At 41.7% G+C, this 16,338-nt stretch carries 13 protein-coding genes; all 13 read right to left on the reverse strand.

The features are described from left to right. Positions 1 to 13: 13 nt before the first annotated feature. Entirely contained in the window at positions 14 to 844 is an 831-nt protein-coding gene (rplB, locus tag J2Z32_RS20235) for a 50S ribosomal protein L2 (RefSeq protein WP_210091014.1), read from the reverse strand. 26 nt (positions 845 to 870) lie between these two features. Then, positions 871 to 1,161, reverse strand: a complete 291-nt coding sequence (gene rplW / locus J2Z32_RS20240; RefSeq protein ID WP_210091015.1) for a 50S ribosomal protein L23 — start codon at positions 1,159 to 1,161, stop codon at positions 871 to 873. Further along, entirely contained in the window at positions 1,161 to 1,784 is a 624-nt protein-coding gene (rplD, locus tag J2Z32_RS20245; protein WP_210091016.1) for a 50S ribosomal protein L4, read from the reverse strand. The genes rplW and rplD overlap by 1 nt, the downstream gene beginning before the upstream one ends. A 29-nt stretch (positions 1,785 to 1,813) precedes the next feature. Further along, complete coding sequence (gene rplC, locus J2Z32_RS20250) at positions 1,814 to 2,434, reverse strand: 50S ribosomal protein L3 (protein WP_210091017.1); 621 nt, start codon at positions 2,432 to 2,434, stop codon at positions 1,814 to 1,816. Positions 2,435 to 2,476: 42 nt separating this feature from the next. After that, complete coding sequence (gene rpsJ, locus J2Z32_RS20255) at positions 2,477 to 2,785, reverse strand: 30S ribosomal protein S10 (protein ID WP_017692074.1); 309 nt, start codon at positions 2,783 to 2,785, stop codon at positions 2,477 to 2,479. A 271-nt stretch (positions 2,786 to 3,056) separates the two neighbouring features. Then, positions 3,057 to 4,247, reverse strand: a complete 1,191-nt coding sequence (gene tuf / locus J2Z32_RS20260; RefSeq protein ID WP_210091018.1) for an elongation factor Tu — start codon at positions 4,245 to 4,247, stop codon at positions 3,057 to 3,059. A gap of 107 nt (positions 4,248 to 4,354) precedes the next feature. Then, positions 4,355 to 6,430: an elongation factor G gene (gene fusA, locus J2Z32_RS20265; RefSeq protein WP_210091019.1), complete on the reverse strand. Its 2,076-nt coding sequence runs from the start codon at positions 6,428 to 6,430 to the stop codon at positions 4,355 to 4,357. A 47-nt stretch (positions 6,431 to 6,477) separates the two neighbouring features. Next, positions 6,478 to 6,948: a 30S ribosomal protein S7 gene (gene rpsG, locus J2Z32_RS20270; RefSeq protein WP_210091020.1), complete on the reverse strand. Its 471-nt coding sequence runs from the start codon at positions 6,946 to 6,948 to the stop codon at positions 6,478 to 6,480. A 48-nt stretch (positions 6,949 to 6,996) separates the two neighbouring features. Continuing rightward, a complete protein-coding gene (gene rpsL / locus J2Z32_RS20275) occupies positions 6,997 to 7,419 on the reverse strand; it encodes a 30S ribosomal protein S12 (RefSeq protein WP_210091021.1) in 423 nt (140 codons plus the stop codon). A gap of 136 nt (positions 7,420 to 7,555) precedes the next feature. Beyond that, positions 7,556 to 7,807 (reverse strand): ribosomal L7Ae/L30e/S12e/Gadd45 family protein, encoded by a 252-nt coding sequence (locus tag J2Z32_RS20280; RefSeq protein WP_210091022.1) that lies wholly within the window; start codon positions 7,805 to 7,807, stop codon positions 7,556 to 7,558. A 234-nt stretch (positions 7,808 to 8,041) separates the two neighbouring features. Continuing rightward, positions 8,042 to 11,656 carry a DNA-directed RNA polymerase subunit beta' gene (gene rpoC, locus J2Z32_RS20285; RefSeq protein WP_210091023.1) on the reverse strand — a complete coding sequence of 1,205 codons (3,615 nt, stop codon included), beginning with the start codon at positions 11,654 to 11,656 and terminating at the stop codon, positions 8,042 to 8,044. 118 nt (positions 11,657 to 11,774) lie between these two features. Continuing rightward, complete coding sequence (gene rpoB / locus J2Z32_RS20290) at positions 11,775 to 15,320, reverse strand: DNA-directed RNA polymerase subunit beta (RefSeq protein ID WP_210091024.1); 3,546 nt, start codon at positions 15,318 to 15,320, stop codon at positions 11,775 to 11,777. Positions 15,321 to 15,712: 392 nt separating this feature from the next. Beyond that, complete coding sequence (locus J2Z32_RS20295) at positions 15,713 to 16,312, reverse strand: class I SAM-dependent methyltransferase (protein ID WP_210091025.1); 600 nt, start codon at positions 16,310 to 16,312, stop codon at positions 15,713 to 15,715. Between the last annotated feature and the right edge of the window lie 26 nt (positions 16,313 to 16,338).

The raw sequence follows: 16,338 nt of genomic DNA on the forward strand, positions 1-16,338 counted from the left end.
TCCGCTAGGCGGATTACTTCGTGCGGCCACGAACGATATATTTATCAGATGCCTTACCTTTTTTACGAGTTTTGTAACCAAGGGTTGGTTTACCCCAAGGAGACACTGGAGATTTACGTCCGATTGGAGCTTTACCTTCACCACCACCGTGTGGGTGATCGTTAGGGTTCATAACAACACCACGAACTTCAGGACGTTGACCTAACCAACGGTTACGACCTGCTTTACCGATTTTAATCAACTCATGGTCTCCGTTACCTACGGAACCAATTGTTGCACGGCAAACCTTCAACAATTTACGAACTTCGCCGGAAGACAAACGAACAGTTACGTATTTTTCTTCTTTACCAAGCAATTGAGCTTCAGTACCAGCAGCGCGAACAAGTTGTCCACCTTTACCTGGTTGAAGTTCAATGTTGTGGATAACTGTACCAACTGGAATATTTTCCATTGGCAAGCAGTTTCCGATTTTAATATCAGAACCTACACCTGATTCGATAACATCATTAACTTTAAGTCCTTTAGGAGCAATGATGTAACGTTTTTCTCCATCTGCGTAATGAATTAACGCAATATTAGAAGTACGGTTCGGATCATACTCGATTGTAGCAACGCGGCCTGGAATTCCATCTTTATTGCGTTTGAAGTCGATAATACGGTATTTACGTTTGTGTCCACCACCATGGTGACGAACCGTAATTTTACCTTGGTTGTTACGACCAGCAGTTTTGCTTAAAGGAGCAAGCAAAGATTTCTCTGGTGTGTCAGTGGTGATTTCTTCAAAAGTAGATACTGACATATTACGTCTAGCTGGGGAAGTCGGTTTATACTTTTTAATTGGCACTATGTTTCCCTCCTTACTTTAAAAATTTATACTGATTCAAAAAATTCAAGTGGCTTGCTATCTGGAGTCAAAGTAACGAATGCTTTTTTCCATTCCGGCGTATATCCGAAGTGGCGTCCGTAACGTTTTGGTTTTCCAGGAACACGTAGTGTATTCACATTGCTCACTTTCACGTTGAAGATCGCTTCTATAGCTTGTTTGATTTCGGTTTTGTTAGCACGAATTTCTACTTCGAACACATACTTAAGTTCGTTCATATATTCAGCTGTACGTTCCGTAATCACCGGGCGTTTGATAATATCACGAGGATCCTTCATTACGCGAGCACCTCCTCTACCTTCTGAACTGCTTCTTTCGTAATGATCAGTTTGTCGTGTGATAGCACGTCAAGAACATTGATGCCTTCAGCCGCTACAAACGTCACACCTGGAATATTACGAGCAGACAATGCAATGTTGTCATCATAGCTAGAAGCTACGATCAAAGCCTTGCGATCTGCTTTCAAGTTATTCAATACTGCTGCAAATTCTTTCGTTTTAGGCGCATTCAAAGTCAATGCATCAAGAACGATAATGTCTTGATCGATCACTTTAGCAGAAAGCGCTGATTTAATTGCTAAACGACGAACTTTTTTAGGCAATTTGAAAGAATAGCTACGAGGAGTCGGTCCAAATACTGTACCGCCACCTACCCATTGCGGAGAACGAATGGAACCTTGACGAGCACGACCTGTGCCTTTTTGTTTCCAAGGTTTACGTCCACCACCACGAACTTCGGAGCGTCCTTTTACTTTATGGGTACCAGCACGCAATGAAGCGCGTTGTAATAATACTGCATCATGTAGAACGTGTGTATTAGGTTCGATACCGAATACCGCATCATTCAATTCTACTTCACCTACTTGGCTACCGCTAACATTAAAAAGTGCTACTTTTGGCATTTATTGTTCCTCCTTTCTTTAAGAAATAATTATTTTACCGTTTCTTTTACTGTAACGAAGCTGTTTTTAGGTCCAGGAATCGCACCTTTAACCAATAAAACATTACGTTCAGCATCTACACGGATAATTTCAAGGCGTTGTACAGTTACCGTTTCATGACCCATATGTCCTGGAAGGCGTTTGCCCTTTGGTACACGGTTCGCTTGGATAGAACCCATTGAACCCGGTCTACGGTGATAACGAGAACCATGAGACATTGGTCCACGACTTTGTCCCCAACGTTTAATATTACCTTGGAACCCTTTACCTTTAGAAACTCCAGTTACGTCAACAAATTCGCCTTCAGCAAAAACATCTACTTTGACCTCTTGGCCAACTTCATATCCTGCCAAATCAATACCACGAATTTCGCGAACGTAGCGCTTAGGTGTGGTGTTAGCTTTTTTAGCATGACCAACTTCAGCTTTAGTTGCTCTTTTTTCTTTCTTCTCAGAGTAACCAATTTGAATCGCTTCGTAACCATCGTTTTCGACATCTTTCTTTTGAAGAACAACGTTGGAACCAGCTTCAATTACAGTAACTGGAATTACAATGCCTTCTGGTGTGAAGACTTGAGTCATTCCAAGTTTTTTCCCTAAGATACCTTTCATGTTGACACCTCTTTTCCTTTACTGATACTTGCATTTAAAATATTACAGTTTAATTTCAATATCTACACCGGACGGTAGGTCCAAGCGCATCAAGGCATCCACAGTTTGTGGAGTCGGATTAACAATGTCGATTAGACGTTTGTGCGTCCGTTGTTCGAATTGTTCCCGAGAGTCCTTGTACTTGTGTACCGCACGAAGAATTGTAATGATTTGTTTCTCAGTTGGTAACGGGATTGGTCCGGATACACCTGCACCAGAACGTTTTGCCGTTTCAACAATTTTCTCTGCGGATTGATCAAGAATTCTGTGGTCGTAAGCTTTCAAACGAATACGAATTTTTTGCTTTGCCATTTTTATTCCCTCCTTCTATCGCCCAATTTATTATCGGACATACTCCGTGAAAATTTTCCAACCACTCTCCCATGGCAAAGGGGCCGGGTGTGTCGGTAACCTCTCACATCATCGCAACGTCACAGAACAACATTAATTATTATAATGAATAGGCGGAATAATTGCAACTAAAATATGAAAATATTTTTGAAATAAATGAAAAGAAGCGGATATTGCTCCGAATGGAGCTAATCCGCTTCTTATTATAAGAAGACTTAAGAGAAGTCTTATCTTATTTTTCGATGCTAACAACCGCACCTGATCCAACTGTACGTCCACCTTCACGAATAGAGAAACGAGTTCCCTCTTCGATCGCGATTGGAGCAATCAATTGAATTGTAACTGCGATGTTGTCACCAGGCATAACCATTTCAGTACCTTCTGGCAAGTTAATGATACCAGTAACGTCAGTTGTACGGAAATAGAATTGTGGACGGTAACCAGTGAAGAAAGGTTTGTGACGTCCGCCTTCTTCTTTAGTCAATACGTATACTTGAGCAGTGAACTCAGTGTGCGGATTAACAGAAGCTGGTTTAGCCAATACTTGACCACGTTCGATTTGAGTACGGTCAACACCACGAAGCAATGCACCAATGTTGTCTCCAGCTTCAGCGGAATCCAACAACTTACGGAACATTTCAACGCCAGTTACAACGGACTTCTTAGTTTCTTCATGGATACCCACGATTTCAACTTCGTCTCCGACTTTAACTGTACCACGCTCAACACGACCAGTAGCAACTGTACCACGACCAGTGATTGAGAATACATCCTCAACTGGCATCAAGAAAGGTTTGTCAGTTGGACGTTCTGGAAGAGGAATGTACTCGTCGATAGTTTCGAACATTTCAACGATTCTCTTAGCCCATTCGCCATCAGGGTTTTGAAGAGCTTCACGAGCAGAACCACGAGTGATTGGAGTGTCATCACCAGGGAATTCATATTCGTTAAGAAGGTCGCGAACTTCCATTTCAACCAATTCCAACAACTCTTCGTCTTCAACCATATCACATTTGTTCAAGAATACTACGATGTAAGGAACACCTACGTTACGAGACAACAAGATGTGCTCACGAGTTTGTGGCATTGGGCCGTCAGCAGCGGATACTACCAAGATAGCTCCGTCCATTTGAGCAGCACCAGTGATCATGTTTTTAACATAGTCGGCGTGTCCTGGGCAGTCAACGTGTGCATAGTGACGGTTAGGAGTTTCATATTCTACGTGAGAAGTAGAGATAGTGATACCACGTTCTCTTTCTTCTGGCGCTTTATCGATTTGATCGAATGCGATAGCAGCACCGCCATAAGTTTTAGACAATACAGTAGTGATTGCTGCAGTCAATGTAGTTTTACCATGGTCAACGTGACCGATTGTACCGATGTTAACATGCGGTTTTGTACGTTCGTATTTAGCCTTTGCCATTTTAAACAATTCCTCCTTAAATTAGGAAATAATATTTAAGCTAATTAGAAGAGCAACTATAATTTATAGAAGTCTTCTAACTAGCAATTAAACACTTACTTAATTAATTACTCACCTTTGATTTTGGAAACAATTTCTTCGGAGATGCTTCTTGGTACTTCTTCGTAATGAGAAAGTTCCATTGAGAACACACCGCGACCTTGTGTACCAGAACGAAGTGTAGTTGAATATCCGAACATTTCAGAGAGAGGCACTTTAGCACGGATGATTTGAGCACCACCACGAGAATCCATACCTTCAATACGTCCACGACGGGAGTTCAACATACCCATGATATCACCCATATACTCTTCAGGTGCTGTAACTTCAACCTTCATGATTGGCTCAAGAAGGCAAGCTCCACATTTGTCCTTAGCAGCTTTGAGCGCCATGGAACCAGCAATTTTAAATGCCATTTCACTGGAGTCAACATCATGGTAAGAACCATCAACGATGGTAGCTTTAACGTCCACGAGTGGGAATCCTGCAAGAACACCATTTTTCATTGCTTCTTCGATACCTTGTTGTGCTGGTCCAATATATTCTCTAGGAACAGAACCACCGACAATTTTGCTATCGAATTGGTTACCAGTACCTGGTTCAAGAGGTTCAAATTCAACCCAAACGTGACCATATTGACCACGACCACCAGATTGGCGAACAAATTTACCTTCAACGCGTGCAGGCACCTTGAATGTTTCACGGTAAGCAACTTGTGGTTTACCCACGTTAGTGTCTACCTTGAATTCACGACGCATACGGTCAATGATGATATCAAGGTGAAGTTCACCCATACCAGCCAAAATAGTTTGTCCAGTTTCTTCGTCAGTATGAGCACGAAGTGTAGGGTCTTCTTCTGTTAATTTACCAAGCGCAACAGACATTTTGTCTTGGTCCGCTTTAGTTTTAGGTTCAACAGCGATCTCGATAACTGGATCAGGGAAGTTCATGGATTCAAGAATAACCGGAGCCTTCTCATCACATAGTGTATCACCTGTTCCTGTATCTTTCAAACCTACTGCTGCCGCAATATCACCAGCATAAACTTCAGTGATTTCTTGACGGCTGTTCGCATGCATTTGAAGGATACGACCGATACGTTCGCGTTTGTTTTTTGTAGCATTCAATACGTAAGAACCGGATTGAAGAACACCGGAGTATACGCGGAAGAACGTTAGTTTACCAACATAAGGGTCAGTCATGATTTTAAATGCCAAAGCAGCGAATGGCTCTTCATCAGAAGAGTGCTTCTCTACTTCAGTACCATCTTCCAAGTGACCTTGGATGCTTGCTACGTCTGTAGGAGCTGGCAAGTAATCAATAACAGCGTCCAACATAAGTTGAACCCCTTTGTTACGGTAAGAAGATCCACAGATTACAGGGAAGATCTTAACTTCAACAACACCTTTACGAAGTGCTGCTTTTAGTTCAGCGACAGTGATTTCTTCTCCTTCGAGATATTTCATTGTCAATTCTTCATCAAGTTCTGCAACCTTTTCTACTAATTCATTGCGAAGTTCTTCAACTTGTGCAGTAAATTCAGCAGGTACTTCTGTTTCTTCGATGTTTTGACCTAAATCATCTTTGTACATATACGCTTTTTGTTCAACGATGTCAATGATTCCTAAGAAATCATTTTCAGCACCGATTGGCAATTGAATCGCTACAGCATTTGCTTGTAGACGCTCGCGCATATCCTTTACAACATTTAGGTAGTCAGCACCGATAATATCCATTTTGTTGACGTATGCAATACGAGGTACATGATACTTGTCAGCCTGTCTCCATACAGTTTCAGACTGAGGCTCAACGCCCTCTTTTGCACTAAATACGCCTACTGCCCCGTCCAACACACGCAAGGAACGTTCAACTTCAACAGTGAAGTCAACGTGCCCTGGGGTATCAATGATATTAACGCGGTGACCCTTCCAAGAAGCCGTAGTAGCAGCGGATGTAATTGTAATCCCGCGCTCTTGCTCTTGCTCCATCCAGTCCATTGTAGCAGCACCCTCGTGAACCTCACCGATTTTGTGCGTACGACCTGTATAGAACAAAATACGTTCCGTGGTAGTTGTCTTACCAGCATCAATATGAGCCATGATACCGATGTTACGTGTATTATTCAAGGAAAACTCTCTAGCCATAAATAAAGTCTCCCTTCGAAATAATTCTTATGGAATTAAGCTGAATCCTACCAACGGTAGTGTGCAAACGCTTTGTTTGCTTCAGCCATTTTGTGCGTATCTTCACGTTTCTTAACAGAAGCACCAGTGTTATTGGATGCATCGATAATCTCAGCAGCCAAACGTTCTTCCATTGTTTTCTCTCCACGAGAGCGTGAATAGTTTACCAACCAACGTAAGCCTAGAGCTGTACGTCTTTCAGGTTTAACTTCGATCGGCACTTGGTAGTTAGCACCACCAACACGACGTGCTTTAACTTCCAATACAGGCATAATGTTCTTGATTGCTGTTTCAAACACTTCCATCGGATCATTACCCGTACGTTCTTGAATCAATTTAAATGCATTATAAAGGATGCTTTGTGCAACACCGCGTTTACCATCAAGCATAATGCGATTGATCAAGCGAGTAACTAGTTTGCTGTTATACACCGGATCAGGCAATACGTCTCTTTTTGTAACTGGACCTTTGCGTGGCATAGTTATCCCCCTTTCAGTAATAGTTGATTGTGTTTAAGATATTATATCTTATGATTTTTTAGCTTTTGGACGTTTAGCACCGTATTTAGAACGAGCTTGCATACGGTTGTTAACACCAGCAGTATCTAGAGCTCCGCGTACGATATGGTAACGTACCCCTGGAAGGTCCTTTACACGACCTCCGCGAATCAATACAACACTGTGCTCTTGAAGGTTATGACCGATACCTGGAATGTAAGCAGTCACCTCTACACGGTTCGTCAAGCGAACACGAGCATATTTACGAAGTGCTGAGTTCGGTTTCTTAGGAGTCATAGTACCTACACGTGTACATACTCCACGTTTTTGCGGAGATTTCAATTCAGTTGCTTCACGTTTAAGAGCGTTAAACCCTCTTTGCAAAGCTGGTGATTTGGATTTGTACACTTTATCCTGGCGTCCCTTGCGCACTAATTGGTTAATAGTTGGCATGTTGTTGCCACCCCCTTCCTCAATAGTTAAAACTTATTTTACGTTCTTTACTTCAAGCCCACAGACCCAGGCGGTTCATAAAAGAACAAATGAAAAGTCTTTATCAAAGGATCACCTTTAATAAAAACATTTTTCTCTACGGTGTTACAATACTAACCATCGCAGCGCCTACTTGTATTCCGCAAGCTTTGCCGAGATTAGCCATTGTATCTACATAAGTAATCTTTATCGATTTCTCATGACACAGTGCAATGATCTTGGATGTAATTCGCGGATCTGCATCTTCAGCTATATAAACTTCTTTCGCCTGCCCTAAAGCAATCGCACGTAGCGTTTGTTTAGCGCCGACTTTGACATGAGCATCCTGTAATGCTTTTTCATTAGACATACGATACGTCCTCCAAAGTACAGGGATTTCTCTACCTTCTCACGCACTATGACATAGTATCACTTTTAACTTAGGCATGTCAAGCAAATTTTCCTTTATAATGGAACAAATTTTCTGCAAAATCCCTAAGCTGTAACTAGATCTTTGAAATGAGTGAAAATTATGCCGTAAGAAGTAATAATAAACGGCAGCATTTCCCCTATTCCTAGGTGGATGCTGCCGCATTATTATCTATTAATCAACTGAAACTGGCTCTAAACCTTCTTCAGTTGTCTCAGCTTGTTCTGGCTCTTCAAACTGAATGCTGCGATAACGATTCATACCTGTTCCGGCAGGAATCAGCTTACCGATAATAACATTTTCTTTCAAGCCGAGCAATTTATCGACTTTACCTTTAATTGCTGCATCTGTAAGGACACGAGTTGTTTCTTGGAATGATGCCGCAGACAAGAATGAGTCTGTTTCCAAGGAAGCCTTCGTAATACCAAGCAATACAGGTTTAGCAACTGCCGGTTCGCGATCTGAAAGAATTGCTTCTTTATTTGCTCTTTCATATTCGTATAGATCAACAAATGAACCTGGCAAGAGAGTGGTATCGCCCGCATCAACAATACGGATTTTACGCAACATTTGTCTTACCATAACTTCAATGTGTTTATCGTTAATTTCTACACCTTGGTTACGATATACACGTTGAACCTCTTGAAGAATATAGTTTTGTACTCCACGAATCCCTTTGATACGCAAAATTTCTTTTGGATCAATTGAACCGTCTGTTAGTTCGTCCCCAGCTTCAATCTCTTGGCCTTCGCTAACACGTAGACGTGAACCATAAGTAACAGAGTAAACCTTAGTTTCAGCTTCACCTTGTACTTCAACCTCACGACGATCTTTTGCTTCGCGAATTTCTTTAACGACACCATCGATTTCAGAGATAGTCGCTTGACCTTTCGGGTTACGAGCTTCAAACATTTCGACGATACGCGGCAAACCTTGGGTAATATCATCTCCCGCAACACCACCGGTATGGAACGTACGCATTGTAAGCTGTGTTCCTGGTTCACCGATGGATTGTGCAGCGATAATCCCAACTGCTTCCCCAATTTCAACATGTTTACCAGTTGCAAGGTTACGACCGTAACATTTTTTGCAGACACCATGACGAGCACGGCAGCTAAGTACAGAACGAATTTGCAACTTGGCTACGCCAGCATTCACGATAGCATGAGCTTTATCAGAATCAATTAGCTCATTACGTTGAACGATAATTTCACCTGTTTCAGGATGCTTCACTCTTTCGAATGAATAACGTCCTTCAATACGATCGTACAAGCCTTCGATTACTTCTTTACCGTCTTGAATAACTTCAACTGTAAAGCCTTTATCTGTTCCGCAATCCTCTTCACGCACAATTACATCTTGAGCTACGTCTACGAGACGACGAGTCAAGTAACCTGAGTCAGCGGTACGAAGTGCAGTATCCGCCAAACCTTTACGCGCACCGTGCGTAGATAAGAAGTATTCCAATACAGTCAGACCTTCACGGAAGTTAGACTTGATCGGCAACTCAATGATACGACCTGATGGGTTTGCCATCAATCCACGCATACCACCAAGCTGAGTAATCTGAGATTTGTTACCCCGTGCTTTGGAGTCTACCATCAACATGATGGAGTTGTAGCGATCCATGGATTTCATCAAAACATCAGTAATTTGATCTTTCGTTTTAGACCAGATTGCAATAACACGGTCATAACGTTCTTCATTAGTAATCAAACCACGACGATATTGGTTCGTAACTACTCTAACCTTCTCATCGGACTCATGAAGAATTCCTTGTTTTTCGTCTGGAACGATAACATCAGATACCGCAATACTTACACCAGCACGTGTAGAATAAGTAAAGCCGGTTTGTTTGATTCTATCAAGGATAACTGAAGTTTCAGTAGTATGATAAATTTCAAAGCAACGTCCGATAATTTCACCTAAATATTCTTTCCCTACGCCGCCCATTTGTGGAACAGCATCCATACGCTCAGCAATATTAGCACCCTTTTCATGGATGAAATAATGATCTGGTGTACCATAGAACAAGTTAGCTCTTGTAGGTTCATTAATGTATGGGAATGTTTCAGGGAAAATATCATTAAAGATCAATTTACCGATTGTTGTTACTAACATTGATTCTTGTTGCTCAGGAGTAAAGCCTGTTTTGTTTACAGCTTTAGCAGGAATCGCTACACGTGCATGAAGAGATGCTACACCACGTTGGTAAGCAGAAAATGCTTCATGAACTGTACGCAAAATCATACCTGAACCTTCAGCATCTTTATTGTCCATCGTCAAATAATAAGAACCAAGGACCATATCCTGAGAAGGCGTAACAACCGGTTTACCATCCTTAGGATTAAGGATGTTACCTGATGCCAACATCAAAATACGTGCTTCTGCTTGAGCTTCGGCAGATAAAGGTACGTGAACCGCCATTTGGTCACCGTCAAAGTCAGCGTTATACGCTGTACATACTAGCGGGTGAAGACGAATCGCTTTACCTTCAACGAGAATTGGTTCAAACGCTTGAATCCCCAAACGGTGAAGTGTAGGTGCACGGTTAAGTAATACTGGGTGTTCCTTGATTACCTCTTCCAATACATCCCATACTTCTGGACTAACACGTTCAACTTTACGTTTTGCACTCTTGATGTTGTGTGCTAAACCTTTATTTACAAGCTCTTTCATAACGAAAGGCTTAAATAATTCTAACGCCATATCCTTTGGCAAACCACATTGGTACATTTTCAAGTAAGGACCTACAACGATAACGGAACGACCAGAATAGTCAACACGTTTACCTAGCAAGTTCTGACGGAAACGACCTTGTTTACCCTTTAGCATGTGGCTGAGTGATTTCAATGGACGGTTACCTGGTCCTGTTACAGGACGACCACGACGACCGTTATCAATCAAAGCATCCACGGCTTCTTGAAGCATACGTTTTTCATTTTGAACGATAATGTCTGGCGCACCTAGATCAAGCAATCTTTTCAGACGGTTATTACGGTTAATAACACGACGGTATAGATCATTTAAGTCAGAGGTTGCAAAACGACCACCATCTAATTGAACCATCGGACGAAGCTCTGGTGGAATGACTGGGAGTACATCAAGAATCATCCATTCAGGCTCATTACCTGAGTTACGGAATGCCTCGATAACTTCCAATCTCTTAATTGCGCGATTACGACGTTGCCCTTGAGCTGTACGCAATTCTTCCTTTAGGAATTCCAATTCTTTTTCAACATCGATATCTTGAAGCAATTTCTTCACTGCTTCTGCACCCATGCCTGCTTGGAAACCATAACCATATTTCTCACGGTAGCTACGGTATTCTTTCTCAGAAAGAAGTTGTTTCTTCTCGAGTGGAGTTTCACCTGGATCAGTTACAACATAAGATGCAAAGTAAATGATCTCTTCGAGCGAACGTGGTGACATGTCAAGTGCCAACCCCATCCGGCTAGGAATACCTTTGAAATACCAAATATGTGAAACAGGAGCTGCAAGCTCAATATGCCCCATACGTTCACGACGAACTTTTGCTCTTGTAACTTCTACTCCGCATCGGTCACAGACTACACCTTTGTAACGGACACGTTTGTATTTACCGCAATGACATTCCCAGTCTTTTGTTGGTCCAAAAATTTTCTCGCAGAATAAACCTTCTTTTTCGGGTTTAAGCGTACGATAGTTAATCGTTTCTGGCTTTTTAACCTCTCCGCGGGACCAAGAACGAATCTTATCTGGGGAAGCAAGCCCAATTTTCATAAACTCGAAGTTGTTGACGTCCAACAAGGAGCACCCCTCCTTAACCAAGTCCTGATATTAAAACAATTCTACAAAGCACTAAAAAACTCTAATCTATGAACAATATCAGGAAGCCTTCTAGCAGGTAGAAAGCTTCCTAAATATGTTATTCCGCGCCAACCTCTGCACCTTCAAGGTTTAGACTCAGCTTATCTCCAGCCACGTCATCCTCATCATCAATTTCCTTCATCTCGATCTCTTGCTCATCTTCGCTCAAGATTTTAACATCAAGTCCTAAGCTTTGAAGTTCTTTGATTAATACCTTAAAGGATTCAGGCACACCTGGCTCTGGTACATTTTCACCCTTCACAATCGATTCATACGTCTTCACCCGACCAACAACGTCATCGGACTTAACAGTAAGGATCTCTTGTAAAGTATAAGCTGCACCATAAGCTTCAAGTGCCCACACTTCCATCTCCCCGAAGCGCTGACCACCAAATTGAGCTTTACCTCCAAGTGGCTGCTGCGTAACGAGAGAGTAAGGACCAGTGGAACGAGCATGGATTTTATCATCAACCATGTGCGCCAATTTGATCATGTGCATGACACCAACGGTAACCTCACGTTCAAACGCATCACCTGTACGGCCATCGTAAAGAATCGTTTTACCGTTACGTTGCATGCCCGCTTCTTCCATCGTGTCAAACACGTCATATTCATTTGCCCCATCAAATACTGGTGTTGCAACATGAATACCTAAGCGAAGTGCAGCCATACCAAGATGGATTTCAAGCACCTGACCGATGTTCATACGTGACGGAACCCCTAGTGGGTTAAGTACTACCTGTACAGGTGTACCATCTGGCATAAATGGCATGTCTTCTTCAGGTAAAATACGAGCAACTACCCCTTTATTACCGTGACGTCCCGCCATTTTATCCCCTTCGGAGATTTTACGTTTTTGCGCAATATATACACGTACCAATTGGTTAACGCCTGGTGGCAATTCATCGCCATTTTCACGTGTAAATACCTTCACATCAACAACGATACCATCTGTACCATGTGGCACACGTAATGAAGTATCACGTACCTCACGAGCTTTTTCACCGAAAATTGCATGTAGTAGACGTTCTTCAGCAGTTAGTTCAGTTACACCCTTAGGTGTTACTTTACCAACTAAAATGTCCCCAGCAGCAATCTCAGCACCGATACGGATAATACCACGCTCATCCAAGTTGCGAAGCGCCTCTTCACCAACGTTAGGAATATCACGAGTAATTTCCTCAGGTCCAAGCTTTGTGTCACGAGCTTCGGATTCATATTCTTCAATGTGAATAGATGTATACACATCTTCCTTCACTAACTTTTCACTAAGAAGAATCGCATCCTCATAGTTATAACCTTCCCAAGTCATAAAGGCTACAACTACATTACGTCCAAGTGCCAATTCTCCCATTTCAGTGGAAGGACCATCAGCTAAAATATCACCTTTTTTGATGACATCGCCACGTTTAACAATTGGGCGTTGGTTGATGCATGTTCCTTGGTTAGAACGCATGAATTTATGCAATTTATGTTTAACAAGGTCGCCTTTGACTTCCTTGCCATCAATAACTTCTACGCGACGCAGCCAAATTTCATTTGCTGCTGAACGTTCAATAATTCCATCATATTTGGATACAATACATACACCAGAGTCTTTTGCTGCTTTATGCTCCATCCCAGTACCAACAAGTGGTGCCTTCGGAATAAGCAATGGAACAGCCTGACGTTGCATGTTTGATCCCATGAGCGCACGGTTAGAGTCATCATTTTCCAAGAACGGAATAAGTGCTGTCGCAACAGACACAACCTGTTTTGGCGATACGTCCATGTAATCCACACGATCACTAGGCATCGTCAAAATGTTATCAGATTGTTTATTGTAACGAACGATTACGTTTTCGTCTTGGAAAGAACCATCTTCATTAAGAATCGCGTTCGCCTGAGCGATGATGTAGTTATCTTCTTCATCCGCGGTTACATAAGAGATTTGGTCAGTTACTTTCGTTGTCTTTGGATCTACCCAACGATATGGTGCTTCAATGAATCCATATTCGTTAATACGAGCAAATGTAGACAAGGAGTTAATCAAACCAATGTTCGGACCTTCCGGCGTCTCGATTGGACACATACGACCGTAGTGAGAGTGGTGAACGTCACGAACTTCAAAGCCCGCACGCTCCCGCGTCAAACCACCAGGTCCTAATGCAGACAAACGACGTTTGTGGGTAAGCTCTGCAAGAGGGTTTGTCTGATCCATAAATTGAGACAACTGAGAGCTACCAAAGAACTCTTTAATGGATGCAATTACAGGACGAATATTGATTAGCGCTTGTGGCGTAATAATATTAGCATCTTGAATTGACATTCTTTCACGAACGACACGCTCCATACGAGACAAACCAATTCTAAATTGGTTTTGTAGCAATTCACCCACTGAACGCAAACGACGGTTACCTAAGTGGTCAATATCATCTGTGCTACCAATACCATGTAGCAAGTTCAGGAAGTAACTAATGGAGGAAATGATATCAGCAGGAGTAATATGCTTCACTGCTTTATCAATGTTGCAGTTTGCAATAACCTTAACTACTTTACCATCCTCAATTGGTGAAAACACATCAACAGTTTGTAAAGGTACATCAGCTACATCCAATACACCATTAGCAACATGATAGTTTTTAAAGCCAACTCCATTTTCCAAATAAGGTAGAATTTCATCCAACAAACGACGATCTACCATTTGGCCTGCTTCAGCAATAATTTCACCTGTCGTTGTATCAATCAAGCTTTCTGCAAGACGTTGATTGAACAAACGATTTTTAATATGAAGCTTTTTGTTTACTTTGTAACGCCCAACATTCGCTAAGTCATAACGCTTAGGATCAAAGAATCTTGCAACTAGCAAGCTCTTCGCATTATCAAGTGTTGGCGGCTCACCAGGACGAAGACGTTCATAGATTTCAATCAAAGCCTTCTCTGTTGAATCCGTGTTATCCTTATCTAAGGTGTTGCGAATATATTCATCGTTTCCGAGCAAGTCCAGAATTTCTGCATCTGTACCAAATCCAAGTGCACGAAGCAACACAGTTACCGGAATTTTACGAGTGCGATCAATACGAACATATACAATGTCCTTCGCATCAGTTTCAAGCTCCAACCATGCACCACGGTTTGGAATTACAGTAGCAGTGTACGTTTTTTTAGCATTCTTATCGACCTTGGTACTGAAATAGACGCTAGGAGAGCGCACCAACTGGCTGACAATAACTCGCTCCGCACCATTAATAATGAAGGTGCCGGTTTCCGTCATCAACGGGAAATCTCCCATAAATACTTCTTGCTCTTTAACTTCGCCGGTTTCTTTATTAATGAGCCGGACTTTGACCCGAAGCGGTGCTGCATAAGTTACGTCGCGTTCTTTCGCGTCGTCCACTGTATACTTTGGTTCGCCTAGGCTGTAATCGATAAATTCCAAAATTAAGTTACCTGTAAAATCCTGAATCGGCGAAATGTCCTGAAACATCTCCCGAAGTCCTTCATCCAAAAACCACTCATATGATTTCTGTTGGATTTCAATCAGGTTTGGAATTTCGAGTACCTCGTTAATTCGCGCATAACTTCGCCGAGTGCGTCGACCATATTGAACAAGATGTCCTGCCAACTTTAACTCACCCCTCATGTCTACTCACTAAAAATTTATTGCGAACTCGTGTTTGTACCTATATAATAGGTTCAAGACGGTTGCTTCCACAAATAAAGAAAAGCCCTTATCGAATACGATCGAAAAAAGAGCACCATTATCTGTGTTTTCCTGCCTGATGTCTTCGTATTCACTAGATTTACCCAAAATGTTTTTATTATACGTCAAACGATACAATTTTATCCATCATCTACGTAAACTCTTGACATTTCAGTCAACTAAAGCTACGAAGGCCATCCTAATACTGACATTTTATAAGAATATCATATTCATTGACTATAGTCAATATTTATTTCTAATATTTATAATCAATTACATCTACTACATCAATCACGTCTTTTATAACTAGCACATTATTTTATTGCTTTAAAAATTCGATACCCTTTGTCCTTCGTAATTTCTTCGACAACCCTAAACAATTCCTCAAGCTTTGCTTTTGCTGAAGGTGCACCTTGTTTCTTCTGGATCACAATCCATAATGCTCCACCTTGCTTTAATCTATCATATGCTCCTTCAAATATAGCATGTACAACTGCCTTCCCTGCACGTATAGGTGGATTCGTCAAAACTACATCAAACTCGCAATCCTCTGTTAATGCAGCAAATAGATCACTTTCCAAAATAGTTACATTACTAATTCCATTAGCAATAGCATTTTCCTTGGCTAGTTCGATCGCTCTACCGTTTACATCAATCATCGTCACATGTCCGTTGTTCGCCTTCTTCGCAGCAATCAACCCAATTGGACCATATCCGCAGCCAACATCAAGCACTTCATCCTGATCTTCAATCTGCATGGCTTCAATTAAAACTTTACTACCATAGTCCACACCATTTTTTGAAAAAACTCCCGAATCACTATTTAATGTTAAAGTATGACCACCTAGGGTAACAGCTAATGATTTACGTTGATGAGGCGTGCTGGGATTAGAAGTATAATAATGATCTGACATTTTCCTCTCCTTTCTCCTAAAAGACA

The organism is Paenibacillus turicensis (genome assembly GCF_017873435.1).
GTDB lineage: Bacteria > Bacillota > Bacilli > Paenibacillales > Paenibacillaceae > Fontibacillus > Fontibacillus turicensis.